Here is a 15,092-nt window from a genome sequence, read left to right on the forward strand (position 1 = left end):
CCTCAACGCCCTCGCACGACCCGTTGCCCGGCCCGAGGGCCCTGGGTCTCGGTCACCACCGTCCACGTGCGATGGTTCGGCGACTCGCCATAGATGACGACCCAGTCATTCGTGCGGCCGAGCTGATGCGCCCGGGCGGTGTTCGAGAACATCACCGAATAGTGGCGGTCAGCTCGGGAGGTGTGAAGGACAGGGAGCCACGCTTCGCGGTCGGGATTGAAGCGGCGGGGCGTGATCAGCGGGAGCCGTCCCTCCGCGGCCAGGTGCCGATACTCGGCGTCGAGTCCGAGCAACTCCTCGGTCGTCGGGTCACCCTCACCGATCTCGGCCCGCGACCGGGATGCGGTTCGGTAGCGGAGGCGGGTGGCGAGTGATTCGCGGATCGAGCGGATCCGCTGCGGGCCGAAGCCCGGCACCGTCTCGAGGCGGCCATCGTTCGCCGCCCGCTCGAGCTCCTCGATGTTGTCGATGCCGAGCTCGTCGTGCAGCCGGTGCGCAAGCACGGTGCCGATGCCGCCGATCGTTGCGAAGGCCGCCACCGGATCGACGGATCCTTCGAGCCGCTCGAGCCAATGCCAGCGGCCAGTGTCGACCACGTCGGCGATGGCAAGGCCGAGCACGAGACCGATGGCCGGTAGCGTCATCAACGCCGGGAGACCGCCTCGGCGGTAGATGGCCGACGCCGGTTCATCGAGGCGGGCCATGGCATCGGCGCCTGCCCGGTAGGCCCGGACCCGGAACGGGTCGGCGTCCTGTTCCTCGAGCAGGTCACCTGCTCGCCGGAAGAGATGTTCCATCGTCTGGTTGAGGTCGGCGTCCGCAACATGGGCGGACACCGACTCGGTCTCGGCCATGTGTTCATCGTCGGCCTGACTGCTCGAGCCGACCAGTGGCCTTCGTCATTCAGCTCGACGTGCGGAGCGCACCGGTCACCAGGTCGCTTCGAACCATGGAGGTTTGATTGCCAGCATGGAGCAGGGGGCCTCGGCCAGCACGCGGTCGGCAGTGTTCCCGATGACCAGACCGGGGAGTCCTCGACGAGCGATCGTCCCGAGCACGACCAAGTCGATCCCGTGATCGTCGATGAACCGGGTGATCACCTCATCGGGCCGTCCCCGCAAGAGGTGGACGACCCACGGGGCGTCGGCGTGTGGCGATGCCGCAATCAGTGATTCCAGGCGAGCCAGGTGCTCGTCGTGCTCGTCGCCCAACATGGCGTCGATCGTCGACCCGCTCGGATGGATGAACGCCGAATGCCGCAGCTGGGCCTCGGCGTAGAACTCCCAGGCGTGGACGACGTGGAGCTCGCCGCCGACGAGTCGATGGAGATCGACCGCCTGGTCGAGGATGGCCATGTTGAGATCGAACTCGTCGGGATCCGCGTCGACGGCGGCGACGACACCATGTCCGCTATCGTGCGGCGGCTTCATTACCCACACGGGTGTCGGGCAGAGATGGAGGAGGCGCCTGATCGCCGGGTCCTGGATACGTCCGGCGTCGGCCGTCACGGCGAGGAGGTCGGCGTGTCCTCGCCGAAGGTGTTCGAGGATCGTGGTGGTCGGATCGCCGACCGCCACGATCCCTTCACGGTCGACGACCACTGGGTCGCGACACCACTGCTGCAGCTCCGATTCGAGGTCATCGACGGCGGTCTCGACGGCGGAGCGGACGTCCTCTGCGGACTGCAGCATCAGCTGGAGCCTGGACGGTTCTGGCACGACTCCCAGCAAGGTGAGCCGAGCGTGGTGCTGCGCGGCGAAGCCCGTCACTCGCTCGATCGCCGCGGCATTGCCCGAGCGGGCCAGGGGACTGAAGAGCACGTTGACGATCACCATCAACGCGATCCAACACCGATCGGTGTGCAACGTTCAGAGCACAACGACCCGATCGTTCGCCGATTCGCTGCTCGCTGTTCGTTCCGATCTGGTGAGGCGGGCCTGGCTAGTTCACGGCTCGGTCGCGGCCGGCCCAGTACGGCTTGCGCAGCTCGACCTTCAAGATCTTGCCCGAGGGGTTCCGAGGGATCTCCTCGATGCGTTCAACTCGGGCAGGGAGCTTGAACCGAGCCAGCCGCTCGGCGCAATGAGCGATGATGTCGTCCTCGGAGGGGTCCTCGCCCGGCTTGGGGATGATGAGTGCCAGCGGCGACTCGCCCCACCGATCGCTCGGGATCCCGATGACCGCAACATCGGCGACGCCGGGGTGCGCCATGATCGCGTTCTCGATCTCGGCCGGATAGATGTTCTCACCGCCCGACACGATCATGTCCTTCACTCGGTCGTGGATGAAGAGATAGCCGTCGTTCACGTAGCCGGCGTCGCCGGTGCGGAACCACCCGAGACCCTCGTCGTCTCGACCTTCGGGGAAGACCTCGTCGGTCGCCGCCGTGTTCCGCCAGTAGCCCTTCATGTTCTGGTTGGTCCGGACCCAGATCTCACCAACCTCGCCGTCGGCCACGTCGCCGCCGTCCTCGCCGACGATGCGCAGCTCGACCCCGCCGACCGGTTTGCCGGCGGAGCGCAGCAGGTTGGCCCTCGGCCCTGACGGATCGTGATCCTCGGCCGGGAGCCAGGTGACGACACCGGTGGTCTCGGTCAGACCGTAGGCCTGGGCGTGCGGGCACTTGAGGAGCGCCATCGACGAGACCAGAACTTCTTCGGTGATGGGGGACGCGCCGTAGAAGATGTACTCGAGCGAGGAGAAGTCGACATCGGATGCGCCGGGGATCATCGGCAGCACTTGGAGCAGTGCCGGAACGAAGAACCCGGTGGTGACACCATGGCCCGGAATGTCGGCCAGCATGCGTGCCGGGTCGACGTCGCGGTGAACCACGTTGGTGCCGCCGTTGGCCAGACCGATGATGGCGACGCCACTCCCACCAATGTGGAACAGCGGCAGCACATGAAGGACCACGCTCTTCGCGCTCATCCCGATCATGGCGCTCAGCGGCTCGATGATGGCACCGAGATTGCGATTGCTGATCTCGGCGCCCTTTGGCAGGCCGGTGGTGCCCGAGGTGTAGAGCTGCACGGCCGTGTCGTCGATGGCAGTGGGATACCCGGGATCGGAGGTGGGCTGTCCGTCGATCAAGTCGGCGTAGGTGCGATGTGCCGAGTCACCGCCGACGGCGACGATCAACGGTTGGCGTGGAAGGTCCATCTTGGCGATGTGGTCGAGGAACTCGGCCTCGACCAGGACCACCTTGGCCTCGGCATTGTCGAGGATGTACGCCATCTCCGGTGGCGCGAGTCGCCAATTCACTGCCACCGTGACCGCGTTGACCTTGGCCGCACCGAAGAGCAGCGTGAAGTACTCGGGGATGTTCTTGCCGACGTACCCCACCCGATCCTGGGAGCCGACTCCCGCCTCGACCAGCGCATTGGCGACCTGCGAGCTCTCGGCGTCGAGCTCGGCGTACGTCAACGTCCGGTCGTCACAGATCAGCGCCGATTTGTCGGGCCGCTCCGTCGCCTGGGTGCGAGCGATTTCGGCAAGGCTGAACATCGGTGGACTCCTCCGTCGGTGTCATGGAACGCGATCGGCTCGATCGCCGGCCGCTCATGGTCGGCGGCAGCGCCCCAGTTGAGCAGGTCGGAGTGGCATTCGCCACACCACCGGGCGGAGTCGTCGAGCAGGATCGAAGAAGCCGTGCCGATCGAGGCCGTTGTACGGTCGCGAGATGAAGACGATGACATGCAAACAGCTGGGCGGACCGTGCGATCACGAGTTGCGGGGTGCAACCGCCGATGAGGTGATCAACCTCCAGGATCAGCATCTGAAGGATGCGGTCGCCGCAGGTGACACCTCGCACGCCGAGGCAGCAGCGGCCATGAAGGGACGCTGGAAGCGGCCGGTGTCCGGCATGAAGTGGTACAAGAACACGAAGCGGGCCTTCGCCGACCTGCCCGAGAACTGACCCGCGCCGGCGTCGCCCGGGTCAGCGGTCGCGGAAACCCTTGCCGGCCAGGATCTTTGGGGCGTACTTCTCGACCCGAGCCTCGCGGGTCTTGGCCTGTTTGGCGTCGGCGATCATGAGGTTGTATTCGCGTTGGCGACCGGGCGTGAGCCCTTCGAACGCGGCGCGAAAGTCGTCATCGTTGTCGATGCGTTGCTGCAGCTCGTCGCAGAAGACGACCTCGGGTGCTGGCTCCACTTCGAGCCCTGCGGCCTCGACATCGATCGCCTCCTCGACGTACGCCGCCACGGTGTCGGCCAGCTGCCGCACGTCGTCGACCGACCGGAAGGTCAGTCGCATCGCCGACCGGGAGTTCGGGCCCTGCGATTCGAGGATGCCCTGAGGGTCCTCGAGCAGCGCGCCCTTGAAGAACATCAGCGCCAGGAAGTCCTTCATCTCCTGCATGATCGCGATGTTCTTGCCGTCGTGGCTGTAGCAGGGCTTGCCCCACTTGATCTCCTCGTCGAGGCCACAGCCAAGCAGCGTGGGGCGTAGCTCGGCCATCTCGTCGGGCCACTTCGTCGACCGTGCGATATAGGCATCGACCTTGGCGCTCATGTGGTGCTCCGTTCCGCTCGGCATCGGGCCGGCCGCTCGTTGACGCAGGTTAGCGCTGAGGCCCGAATCGCAATCAACCGATGGCGTGCGTGGAGTGGCTGATCATCGCATCGACGATCAGCGGCCACAGCGGCTTCGGCAGGTCGTGACCCATGTCGGACAGCATGAGTAGGTTGGCGCCGGGCACCAGCTCGGCGGTGCGCTCGCCGCCAGACGGCAGGATCAGCGTGTCATCACGACCGTGGATGACCAGGGTCGGGGTCTGCAGCTTGCGCAGCCCCTCGGCCCGATCGCCCGACGCCCGGATGGCAGCGGTCTGACGAGCGAGTCCCTCTGGGTAGTACATGCGATCGAACGATGCGCCGGCCTGCGCAGCGACGGCATCGTCGTCGACGTAGCGCTTGCTGCCGAAGATGTGCCGGGACGAGACCGCTCGTTCGATGAACGCCGAGCGTTCCGACGGTTGCGGTGACCGAAGTGCCGCCATGGCTTCGGGCGCCGATTGGAAGTAGTCGGGTTCGCCGGTGGTCGACATGATCGAGGTGAGGGTCGCCACCCGGTCGGGATGGTCGATCGCCATCTGCTGCACGATCATGCCGCCCATCGACGAGCCGGCAATGTGGGCCTTGTCGACACCGAGATGATCGAGCAACCCGACCGCATCGAGCGCAAAGGTCGACAGGTCGTAGGGCGCCTGTGCGGTACCGGCGCCGATGGCCGCGAGGTCGACGTCGATCCCGTCGAGGTGCGTGGAGAGGCCGACGTCGCGGTTGTCGAAGCTGATCACGAACCGGCCGCGCTCCGCCAGTGCCTCACGGAAGCCGTCGAACCATCCGAGGATCTGCGACGAGAAGCCATTCACCAACAGCAGTGCCGGATCGGCTGGGTCGCCGTGGGTTTCGTAATAGAGCTCGATGTCGTTCGATGGTGCGATGGGCATGCCGCAGCTTGCTCCAGTGCCGCCGATGCTGGCAACTGAGGTCACGGGCAGGGTCGTCGATGTTCGATCGCGCGGTCTCGTGGGTGCGGCGCGGTTTGGAGACCGAGCAGTCGTACGGCAATCGTGGGGGCTGCAACACACGCCCCATGCCAGGAGTCCCCATGCAACGCGTCCTGATCGCCAACCGCGGCGAGATCGCGATCCGAATCGCCCACGCCGCAGCCGGACTCGGGCTCGAATCGGTATCGATCGCACCGCCCGCCGATGCCGACGCGCTGCACACGAGGATGACGACCGACACGCTGGTGCTACCCCAACCGGGCGATCCGGTGAGCGCCTATCTCGACATCGATGCGGTGCTCCAGGCCGCACACGACGCCGGCTGCGACGCCGTGCATCCCGGCTACGGCTTCCTGTCGGAGAATCCGGAGTTCGCCCGACGATGCGCACAGGTGGGCATCACCTTCATCGGGCCACCATCGGAGGCGCTGGCCCTCTTCGGTGACAAGGTCACCGCCCGAACGCTGGCTGAGTCGCTCGGCATCCCGGTCGTCCCAGGAAGCGCGAAGGCCGCAGCCACTTCGGAGGACGCCGCATTGGTCGCCGAGGCGATCGGCTATCCGGTCATGCTCAAGGCCGCAGCGGGCGGCGGTGGTCGCGGCATGCGCACCGTGCACCGCACCGAAGACATGCCCGAGGCCTTCGAACGCTCGAGCAGCGAGGCTCGGGCGGCGTTCGGCAACGGTGCGTTGTTCGTCGAGCGACTCGTTGTCGACCCGAGACACGTCGAGGTCCAGATCATGGCGGACGCCTCCGGCACGATCGTCCACTTCTACGACCGCGACTGCTCCGTCCAGCAACGGAACCAGAAGGTCGTCGAGATCGCGCCAGCGCCCAACCTCGGCGACGACCTGCGGGCCACGATCCACCGACATGCGGTCGAACTCGTCGGCGCCGCCGACTACCGGAACGCGGGCACGGTCGAGTTCCTCGTCGAGCCGTCGACCGGGGCGCACTACTTCATCGAGTGCAATCCCCGGATCCAGGTCGAACATACGGTCACCGAGCAGGTGATGGGCGTCGACCTGGTGCAGACACAGTTCCTGATCGCACAGGGAGCAACCCTCGACTCGCTCGGCTTGGGATCGCAGGAGGCGATCGGGTCTCCCCGGGGCTGGTCGATCCAGACCCGGGTGGTGGCGACCGGCGCCGGCACGATCTCCGGCTACCGCGAACCGTCGGGACCAGGGGTCCGGGTCGACGGCTCGGCGTATCCGGGTCTCACCCCTCCGCCCCACTTCGATCCGCTGATTGCGAAGTTGATCACCTCGACCAACGGCGGAACGCTCGAGGCGGCCGCCGAGCAGACGAGGCGGGCCCTCGCCGGCTTCCACATCGGTGGCCTGCCCACCAACCTCGGCCAGCTCGATGCGATCCTGGCGCACGACTCGGTACGCGCCGGCGACGCCCGCACCACACTCGTGGCCACCGCCGACGGGCTGACGGCAAGCGCAGCGGTGCCTCGTACGGCCCTCACCGAGCTGTTCGAATCTCGGGCAGCCCCAACGACCAGTGCCTCCGGCCCGGCGAGTGGGCCAACGCGCACCCTGCCGGTCGAGTCGGGCCATGAGGCCGTGGCGTGTCCCATGTCCGGGTCGGTGATCGACGTGACCGTGTCGATCGGCGACGCCGTCGCTGCGGGCCAGACGTTGCTCGTGGTGACGGCGATGAAGATGGAAACACTCATCACGGCCCCATGCGCAGGCACGATCGTCTCGCTGGCCGACGTCACAGCGGGCGACTCGGTCGCCCTCGGTGACGTGCTGGCGGTTGTCGCACCCGGAGAAGGCAGTGGTCACGGTGACACGCCGAGCGGCGAGAACACCTGGGCACCGACGCTCGACGACGTTGCGACGCTGCAGCGCCTCGCTCACGAGCGGCTCGGCCACGACTCCGACGATCCCGGCGTGGTCCGACAGCGTTCCCGCAACAAGCTGACCTGCCGGGAGCGGATCGATCTGCTGCTCGACGACGGCTCGTTCCGTGAGGTCGGGAGCATCGCCGGGTTTGCGTCCTACGGCGAGTACGGCGACATCGACGCCTTCACGCCCGCCAACATGGTGGGCGGGCACGGTCTGATCGAGGGGCGCAATGCCATCGTCTGCGCCGACGACTTCACGTCTCGCGGTGGCCACGCCGACGGCGCCATCGGGGCGAAGAGCACCTATCTCGACCGGCTCTCGATCGAGCTGCTGCAGCCGTCGATCCGTCTCCTCGACGGCTCGAGCGGTGGCGGCAGTGTGGCGGCAATGTTGCCGAAGCAGAAGTCCGACGGCGAGAGCAAGGCCCAGGAGAGCAGCGGGGCGATCAAAGCCGGGCGACCTCGGGTCAGCGGCGGTGGCGGCTCGTTCTTGCCCGGCCATCTCGGGAGTTCGATGTACGCCCGGCAGCTCGCCACCGTTCCGGTGGTGAACATGCTCCTCGGCAGCGTGGTCGGGATCGGTGCGGCCAAAGCCGTGCTCGGCCACTTCTCGGTCATGGTGCGAGACATCTCCCAGCTGTTCGTTGCCGGGCCGCCGGTCGTGAGCCACGCCATGGGATACGACGTGACGAAGGAGGACCTCGGCGACTGGCGGATCCACTGCCGCAACGGGTCGGTCGACAATCTGGCCGAGTCGGAGGAGGAAGCGGCCGAGATGACCCGCCGCTTCCTGTCGTACCTACCGTCGAGTGTGTACGAGGCACCACCGGTGGTCCCGCCGTCGTCGGCAGACCCGGCTGATCGGCGTGACGACGAGCTCTTCACCATCGTGCCCCGCAACCGAACCACGACCTTCGACATCCGGCGGGCCATTCGCTTGCTCGCCGACAAGGACTCGTTCTTCGAGATCGGTTCGCTGTGGGGAACCGACCAAGTCGTCGGTTTCGCCCGGTTCAACGGGCACCCGATGGGGATCGTGGCGTCGGACAGCCGCCACGTCAACGGCGGCGCACTCACCGCCGACGGGTGCGACAAGCTGACTCGCCATCTCGACCTGTGCGACCTCTTCCACGTGCCCGTGCTCAACCTCGTCGACAACCCCGGGTTCGCGGTTGGCATCGAGCACGAGATCAACGGCACGATCCGCAAAGGTGCGACGTGGATGATCGCGGCGGCCCAGTCGACGGTGCCGATGTTCACCGTGCTCATGCGGCGTAGCTTCGGCGTCGCCGGCAACAACTACGCGACGCCGCGCTCGGCGGCGACGGTGCGGGTGGCCTGGCCGTCGGCCGACGTCGGTGGCATCCCACCCGAGGGCGGGATCGAGGCGGCATACAAGCGACAGCTGGCCGAGGCCGACGATCCCGCTGCGCTTCGAGCCGATCTCGAAGCTCGGATCGAGAGCGTGCGGGGCCCCGTCGGTCCGCTGAACCGATTCGAGCTCGAGGAGATGATCGACCCGCGCGACACACGACGCCTGATCTGCGAGTGGCTGCCCGGTGCGTACCGAATGATCAATTTGCCGGCGAACCTGACCCCGCGGTCGATCGAATATCGCCCCTGAACCACGAGGGCGTCGGCGCTCGGCGGCCGTGTCGAGCAGGCGGCGACTAGCGTGTTCAACGCACGATCGGTTGATGGGAGGGGGAGCGGTGGAGGAACGATTCGGTCCCGCGGCGATGGCGATCCTGGCCGGCAACCTCGCCGAGTTGGCCGACCTGGTCACCGCCGATGCGGAGCTCATCACCCGGCCATCGGCCGTGAGCCACCCGTCCTTGCTCCAGTTCGTCGCCTGCGAGGCGGCACAGCTACCGGACCCGGCTGGCGCAGCTCGTGTGCTGGTCGCGGCCGGTGCCGAGTTGCAGGGGCCGCTCGTCGCCGCCGCCGGCTGCGGGTCGTTCGCTGTGGTCGACGTGCTTCTCGATGCCGGTGCCGACATCGACGGCGGCGACCTCGCAGCCACCACGTCGTGGACACCACTCGACGAGGCGCTGTACTGGTCGAACGCCGACATGGCTCAGGTGCTCCTGGATCGCGGTGCCGGCATTCGCGCGCTCAGTACGGCGGCGGGACTTGGCGACCTCGGCGCCATCGCGGCGTGCTTCGACGCCACCGGCAACCTCACTGCCGCGGCTGGCCGGATCGGCTCGCCGTTCGCCGAGACCGTGCCACTCGACCGTGCGGACGAGCGACAGTCGGTCCTCGACCACGCCTTCGTGATGGCGGCCGACTGTGGCCGGCGGGCAGCAGCGGCCGACCTCCTCGAACGCGGCGCCAACATCGACGCCGTACCTCCCGGATTTCACTGGCGAGGCACCGCCCTCCACGCTGCCGCCGCCTCGGGTGATGCCGACCTCGTTCGCTGGCTGCTCGAGCACGGTGCCGACCCCACGATCACCGACGGCATGGTCGGCGCCGACGCCGCCGGGTGGGCTCGTCACCACGGCCACGACCATCTGGTCGACCTTCTCACTCCCTGACGCTGGTGGTGGCGCCCGGGACATCACCCCCCCCCGTTCTGTGCGTCAGAGTCACCGCCATTCCCGTTCTGTGCGTCAAAGTTCCCGCAGCCGACGCGTTTGACGCACAGAACGGATCAGGCGACGTGTTTGACGCACAGAACGTTCTCGGACGTTCGACCCTGGTCCGGTGCCGATGTGGTTCGTACGGTGGGAGGAGAGCTGAACGAAGGAGCCGTCATGACACGTTTCTTGGGCATGTTGAAGGTTTCGTCCGAGGAGGCAGCAAAGATGGTCAAGGACGGGCCCGTCGCTCGGCGGTCCTATCTCGAGCATCTCGTCCATCACGTGCACGGTGAGATCGAAGGCATGTGGCTCACCGATGTCGGCGACTGGGATGTCGTGCTGTTGCTCGACATGAAGGAAGGGTCGAGTGCTGGCGGTGCTGCCGCAACCCTCGCCCGCCGAGCGGCGGGCATGACGGTTGCCGAGCGCTGGATCGAACTGGTCGACGTCGACGATGTGCAGGCGGCGTTGTCGACGATGGCCGGGTAGGTCGACGCCAGCAGGGTCGCGAGCTGCTCGATCGTGTTCGCGGGACTGCTCGGGCGCTGGGCAAGACACCCGCCGGACGGCTGATCCACAATGGCGGGGTGACACCTTCCTACTCGCCGATCGTCGACGCCCATGTGCACCTGAAGCCCGGCAAGTTGGGCCACGCCATCCGCGCCTTCTTCGAGGCCAACATCGGTGACCAACTCCAGTACCCATTGGACCACCGGATCGTGCTCGACACCCTCGCCTCCGAGGGAGTCGACACCGTGTGGAACCTGCCCTACGCGCACAAGCCGGGGATGGCCGCCGCACTCAATCGCGACATGATCGCCACCTCAGCGACGTTCGCCGATCATCCGGTGACCGTGATCCCCGGCTGCACCGTGCACCCCGACGACCCCGACCCGGCGGCCGATCTCGAAGTGGCGGCACGCGCTGGAGCCCGGGTCCTCAAGCTGCACTGCTCGGTCGGCAACTACGAGGTCGACGATCCAAGGCTGTCCGGCACGCTCGACGCGGCAGGCGCATTCGGCCTGCCCGTGGTCGTGCACGCCGGCCATGCCGTCAGCGGGATGACCGGGGCCGACGAGCTCGCACCGATCGGGCGGGCGGCCGCCGATCACCCCGACACCATCCTGGTGCTGGCCCACTTCGGTCATGCTGCTGCCAACGACGCGGTGCCCTACCTCGATCGGCATGCCAACCTCTATGCCGATCTGACACCGGTGGTCCACTCCCAGGTCGACATCGGCGTCGAGCTACTTGCCCGATACGCCGATCGGATCCTGCTCGGGAGCGACGCCCCGAATACCGGTTGCCGGGTCGGCACGCTGATCGAGCGAGTGGTCACGAGCGGCATCGACGAAGCTGGCGTCGCTGCCATCCTCGGCGGCAACGCCCGTCGCCTCGTACCCGTCGACTGACGCTGCGACCGATCGGCCGGCGATTTGTCGATCGGACCCGGGTCGAACACGATGGGCGGCAATTCCTTGCTGCCGGCGCCTCGAACCGGCGCCCCGACCGAATCGGAAGCCACATCGTGTCCATTGCCATCACCGACGAGCATCGAGCACTCGCCGAGACCGTTCGAGACTTCGCCAGCCGACGTGAGCTCCGAGGCGCCGCCCGGGCGTTGCTCGAAGCCAGCGAGGAGTCGTTGCCCGAGACCTGGCAACAGATGGCCGACCTGGGCTGGCTCGGCCTGCATCTTCCGGAGCAGCATGGCGGATCGGGCTACGGACTCGAAGAACTGGTGATCATCGTGGAAGAGCTGGGCCGAGCGGTCGCTCCCGGGCCGCTGGTGCCCAGCGTGATCGCGAGCGCAGTCATCGATGCCGTCGGCAGCGATGACCTGAAGGCAACGCACCTTCCGGGCGTCGCCGACGGGTCGGCGGTCGGTGCCGTCGCACTCGGCGGCTCGGTCACGGTGAACGACGGAACGGTCTCCGGCTCGGCCGGTGTCGTGCTTGGCGGCGGTCTGGCCACACTCTTGCTGGTTCCCGCCGGGGACGACATCGCTGTTGTCGAGGTCGGCGATGGCGTCGCCGTCGAGGTGCCTCGCAACCTCGATCCCAGCCGTCGAACAGCACGTGTCACTCTCGATGCCGCCCCGGCCACGGTGATCGCCGGAGCTCGTCAGACGCTCGTCGATCTCGCCCGTGTGCTCCTCTCGGCCGAGGCCGTCGGGGTAGCCCGCGAGAGCACCGAGCTGGCGGCGGCCTATGCCAAGGAACGCATCCAGTTCGGACGCCCGATCGCCATGTACCAGGCGGTGAAGCACCACTGCGCCAACATGATCGTCGCCACCGAACTGGCGACCAGCGCCGTGTGGGACGCCGCCCGAGCCGCCTCCACCGGCGGCGATCAGCTCACCTACGCGGCTGCCGTCGCCGCCACACTGGCAGCCCCGGCCGCCGATCTCTGCGCAAATCTCAGCACCCAGGTACACGGCGGCATCGCCATCACATGGGAGCACGACGCGCACCTGTACATGCGGCGGGCCACCACACTCCTCGCCCTCCTCGAGGCCGACGCCGCAGCGGCTGACCTCACCGATCTCACCCGGCGGGGCGTCGAACGAGCGAAGACCGTGGAACTGCCGCCCGAGGCCGAAGCGATCCGCGACGACGTGCGGTCCTTCGCCAACTCGATCAAGGATCTGCCCTCGGCCGAGCAGCGAGCGAAGCTGATCGAGACCGGCTACGTCATGCCCCACTGGCCCGAGCCCTACGGGCGCGCCGCCGGCGCGATCGAGCAGTTGGTGATCGAAGAGGAGTTTGCCGCTGCCGGCGTGAAGCGGCCCGCCTATGGCATCACCGGCTGGGTGATCCTCACGCTCATCCAGTACTCGACGCCAGACCAGGTGGCCCGCTGGGTGAACCCGGCGCTGCGCCAGGACGTCATCTGGTGCCAGCTGTTCAGCGAGCCCGACGCCGGGTCGGACGCCGCCGGTGTCAAGACCAAGGCGACTCGCGTCGACGGTGGTTGGCTCGTCAACGGTCAGAAGGTGTGGACCAGCGGCGCGCATGTGGCCGGCATGGGATTCGCCACCGTGCGCACCGATCCCGATGTGCCGAAGCACGACGGCATCACCACGATGGTCATCGACATGCACGCCGAGGGCGTGGAGGTTCGGCCGCTCAAGATGACCACCGGTGACTCCGAGTTCAACGAGGTGTTCTTCAACGACGTGTTCGTCCCCGACGACGATGTGGTCGGACCCGTCGACGGCGGCTGGACCGTCGCCCGAGCCACGCTCGGCAACGAAAGTGTGAGTATCGGTGGGGGACAGGGTGGCCTCTCGCTGCCCGGCACCGCACTGATCGCCCCGTTCGACGCGCACCCCGAACGACTCGATGGCGGCGCGGCGCGAGTCGGTCGCTACATCGCCGAGCACCAGGCCATGGGTCTGCTGAATCTTCGCAGCGCCAGCCGAGCGGTCGCCGGTGGCGCTCCCGGCCCGGAGGGTGCGATGACCAAGCTCATCCTGTCCGAGATCGGACACGAGGCGGCGGCCATCCTGACTGAGCTCGGCGGCACCGATTCGCTGTTCATGGAAGGGTCGGGAGCGATGAGCAATGCCCTCGTGCTGATGCACCGTGGCATGTCCATCGCCGGTGGCACCTCCGAGATCAAGCGCAACCAGATCGGCGAGCGCATCCTCGGCCTCCCGCGAGACCCCCTGATCAAATGACCCAAGCGCGGTGAGCGGCGACCTCGGGATCGACCCGATCTTCTCGCATCCCCGGCTGGCCGCGATCTACGACGTGGTCGACGGGGAGCGAGATGACCTCGTGCACTACCTCAGCTGGCTCGACGAGGTCGGCGCCACCTCCGTGCTCGACGTCGGGTGCGGCACCGGCACACTTGCCTGCGCTCTTGCGCTTCGGGGCACAGAGATCACCGCCGTCGATCCCGCGGTGGCCTCGCTCGAGATCGCCCAAACCAAGGCAGGTGCCGAACAGGTTCGCTGGGTCAACGGCGACGCAACCACCCTTCCCAAGCTCTGCGTCGACGCTGCGGTGATGACCGGCAACGTGGCGCAGGTCTTCCTCGACGACACCGACTGGCTCGCCACGCTGTCGGGCATTCGAGCTGCCCTCCGACCGGACGGGCACCTGATCTTCGAGACTCGCGACCCGATGGCTCGGGGGTGGACCGAATGGACGGCCGAGCACACTCGTCGGTTGGTCGCCACCGGCGACGGCGGTGTGGTGGAAACGTGGACCGAACTGCTTGACGTGGCGCTGCCCCTGGTGACGTTCCGCCACACGTACTGTTTCAGTCCCGGTGGAACGACGCTCACATCGGACTCGACACTGCGGTTTCGCGAGCGAGACGAACTCGTCGAGTCGCTTGGTGTTTCGGGGTTTGCCGTCGTCGATGTGCGCGACGCTCCCGATCGGCCGGGCAAGGAGTTCGTCTTCGTCGCCCGCTCGGTCGACCATCATGGGCGACCCGACCACCATCGCGAGGAGCACCCATGACCGACCATGACATGGTGGCGTTGCCACCACCCGCCGAGCTGTCGATGAGCGTTGGTGAGGCGCTGTTCACGCAACGGGCGATTCGGCGATTCGACCCCGACCGACCGATCAGCGATGCCGATCTCCGAACGATCATCGACGCCGGTTCCAAGGCACCGAACGGTGGAAACGTGCAGCCGGTCCGGCTGCTCGTGATCCGCGATCGTGAGCGCATTGCCACCTTTGGCGAGCTCTACCACGAGGCGTGGTGGGCCAAGCGAGCCGACGCCTACGGCTGGGTTCCCGACCAGGAGCTGCCCGAAGGGTCGCCGTATGCCATGCCGGCGCTGCTCGCCAACGAGATTGGCGCAGCGCCCGTTGTCCTCCTGGTCTTCTCGCATCGGGCACCGGGCGTCTCGGTCTTCCCGACGGCGCAGAACCTGATGATCGCCGCTCGCGCGCTCGGGATCGGTTCGGTGCTGACCACGCTGCACGACACGGTGCTCGAACGGCTCTACGAGATGTTCGCGGTGCCGGCGGAGATGCGTTTCCATTGCTGTATCCCGATGGGCTACCCGCGGGGAAACTTCGGCACGACGCGTCGGCGGCCGACGAGCGAAACCACCTTTTGGAACAACTGGGGTGAACGTCCACCGTGGGGTCCCTGAGATCGGCGTGA

At 67.3% G+C, this 15,092-nt stretch carries 13 protein-coding genes; 8 read left to right on the forward strand and 5 right to left on the reverse strand.

The annotated features are described in order from the left end of the window. Positions 1-2: 2 nt before the first annotated feature. The 3 genes from R2733_21950 to R2733_21960 all read right to left on the reverse strand — a co-directional run bounded on the left by R2733_21950 (position 3) and on the right by R2733_21960 (position 3,504). Complete coding sequence (locus R2733_21950; protein ID MEZ5379177.1) at positions 3-854, reverse strand: helix-hairpin-helix domain-containing protein; 852 nt, start codon at positions 852-854, stop codon at positions 3-5. A gap of 75 nt (positions 855-929) precedes the next feature. Further along, complete coding sequence (locus R2733_21955; protein ID MEZ5379178.1) at positions 930-1,835, reverse strand: universal stress protein; 906 nt, start codon at positions 1,833-1,835, stop codon at positions 930-932. A gap of 106 nt (positions 1,836-1,941) precedes the next feature. Beyond that, complete coding sequence (locus tag R2733_21960) at positions 1,942-3,504, reverse strand: long-chain-fatty-acid--CoA ligase (protein ID MEZ5379179.1); 1,563 nt, start codon at positions 3,502-3,504, stop codon at positions 1,942-1,944. A gap of 175 nt (positions 3,505-3,679) precedes the next feature. On the opposite strand from R2733_21960, the gene R2733_21965 reads away from it, so the two are divergent. Then, positions 3,680-3,916 (forward strand): hypothetical protein, encoded by a 237-nt coding sequence (locus R2733_21965; protein MEZ5379180.1) that lies wholly within the window; start codon positions 3,680-3,682, stop codon positions 3,914-3,916. 21 nt (positions 3,917-3,937) lie between these two features. On the opposite strand, the gene R2733_21970 is transcribed toward R2733_21965, so the two are convergent. Both R2733_21970 and R2733_21975 read right to left on the reverse strand, forming a co-directional pair. After that, positions 3,938-4,513: a DUF1801 domain-containing protein gene (locus R2733_21970; GenBank protein MEZ5379181.1), complete on the reverse strand. Its 576-nt coding sequence runs from the start codon at positions 4,511-4,513 to the stop codon at positions 3,938-3,940. A 73-nt stretch (positions 4,514-4,586) separates the two neighbouring features. Then, positions 4,587-5,453, reverse strand: a complete 867-nt coding sequence (locus R2733_21975) for an alpha/beta hydrolase (GenBank protein MEZ5379182.1) — start codon at positions 5,451-5,453, stop codon at positions 4,587-4,589. A 161-nt stretch (positions 5,454-5,614) separates the two neighbouring features. Between R2733_21975 and R2733_21980 the strand changes: the two genes are divergently transcribed. The 7 genes from R2733_21980 (at position 5,615) to R2733_22010 (ending at position 15,081) form a co-directional block, all read left to right on the forward strand. Then, on the forward strand, positions 5,615-8,998 hold the full coding sequence (locus R2733_21980) for a carboxyl transferase domain-containing protein (protein MEZ5379183.1): 3,384 nt from the start codon (positions 5,615-5,617) through the stop codon (positions 8,996-8,998). Positions 8,999-9,071: 73 nt separating this feature from the next. After that, complete coding sequence (locus R2733_21985; protein ID MEZ5379184.1) at positions 9,072-9,914, forward strand: ankyrin repeat domain-containing protein; 843 nt, start codon at positions 9,072-9,074, stop codon at positions 9,912-9,914. 219 nt (positions 9,915-10,133) lie between these two features. Next, the gene (locus tag R2733_21990) at positions 10,134-10,448 is read left to right on the forward strand and encodes a hypothetical protein (protein MEZ5379185.1); all 315 of its coding nucleotides are present in this window, start codon (positions 10,134-10,136) and stop codon (positions 10,446-10,448) included. A gap of 98 nt (positions 10,449-10,546) precedes the next feature. Then, on the forward strand, positions 10,547-11,371 hold the full coding sequence (locus R2733_21995; protein MEZ5379186.1) for an amidohydrolase family protein: 825 nt from the start codon (positions 10,547-10,549) through the stop codon (positions 11,369-11,371). A gap of 116 nt (positions 11,372-11,487) precedes the next feature. Then, a complete protein-coding gene (locus R2733_22000; protein ID MEZ5379187.1) occupies positions 11,488-13,641 on the forward strand; it encodes an acyl-CoA dehydrogenase in 2,154 nt (717 codons plus the stop codon). Positions 13,642-13,651: 10 nt separating this feature from the next. Beyond that, a complete protein-coding gene (locus R2733_22005) occupies positions 13,652-14,434 on the forward strand; it encodes a class I SAM-dependent methyltransferase (GenBank protein MEZ5379188.1) in 783 nt (260 codons plus the stop codon). Continuing rightward, a complete protein-coding gene (locus tag R2733_22010) occupies positions 14,431-15,081 on the forward strand; it encodes a nitroreductase family protein (protein MEZ5379189.1) in 651 nt (216 codons plus the stop codon). Before R2733_22005 ends, R2733_22010 begins: the two co-directional genes overlap by 4 nt. The last annotated feature ends 11 nt before the right edge of the window (positions 15,082-15,092 follow it).

The organism is Acidimicrobiales bacterium, assembly GCA_041394265.1.
Lineage (GTDB): Bacteria > Actinomycetota > Acidimicrobiia > Acidimicrobiales > SZUA-35 > JBBQUN01.

Excerpts from the sequence above, each read along its gene's own strand:
- R2733_22010 (MEZ5379189.1), top strand. The coding sequence starts at position 14,431 with ATGACCGACCATGACATGGTGGCGTTGCCACCACCCGCCGAGCTGTCG.
- R2733_21990 (MEZ5379185.1), top strand. The coding sequence starts at position 10,134 with ATGACACGTTTCTTGGGCATGTTGAAGGTTTCGTCCGAGGAGGCAGCA.
- R2733_21985 (MEZ5379184.1), top strand. The coding sequence starts at position 9,072 with ATGGGAGGGGGAGCGGTGGAGGAACGATTCGGTCCCGCGGCGATGGCG.
- R2733_21960 (MEZ5379179.1), bottom strand. The coding sequence starts at position 3,504 with ATGTTCAGCCTTGCCGAAATCGCTCGCACCCAGGCGACGGAGCGGCCC.
- R2733_21980 (MEZ5379183.1), top strand. The coding sequence starts at position 5,615 with ATGCAACGCGTCCTGATCGCCAACCGCGGCGAGATCGCGATCCGAATC.
- R2733_21950 (MEZ5379177.1), bottom strand. The coding sequence starts at position 854 with ATGGCCGAGACCGAGTCGGTGTCCGCCCATGTTGCGGACGCCGACCTC.
- R2733_21975 (MEZ5379182.1), bottom strand. The coding sequence starts at position 5,453 with ATGCCCATCGCACCATCGAACGACATCGAGCTCTATTACGAAACCCAC.
- R2733_21970 (MEZ5379181.1), bottom strand. The coding sequence starts at position 4,513 with ATGAGCGCCAAGGTCGATGCCTATATCGCACGGTCGACGAAGTGGCCC.
- R2733_21965 (MEZ5379180.1), top strand. The coding sequence starts at position 3,680 with ATGAAGACGATGACATGCAAACAGCTGGGCGGACCGTGCGATCACGAG.
- R2733_21955 (MEZ5379178.1), bottom strand. The coding sequence starts at position 1,835 with ATGGTGATCGTCAACGTGCTCTTCAGTCCCCTGGCCCGCTCGGGCAAT.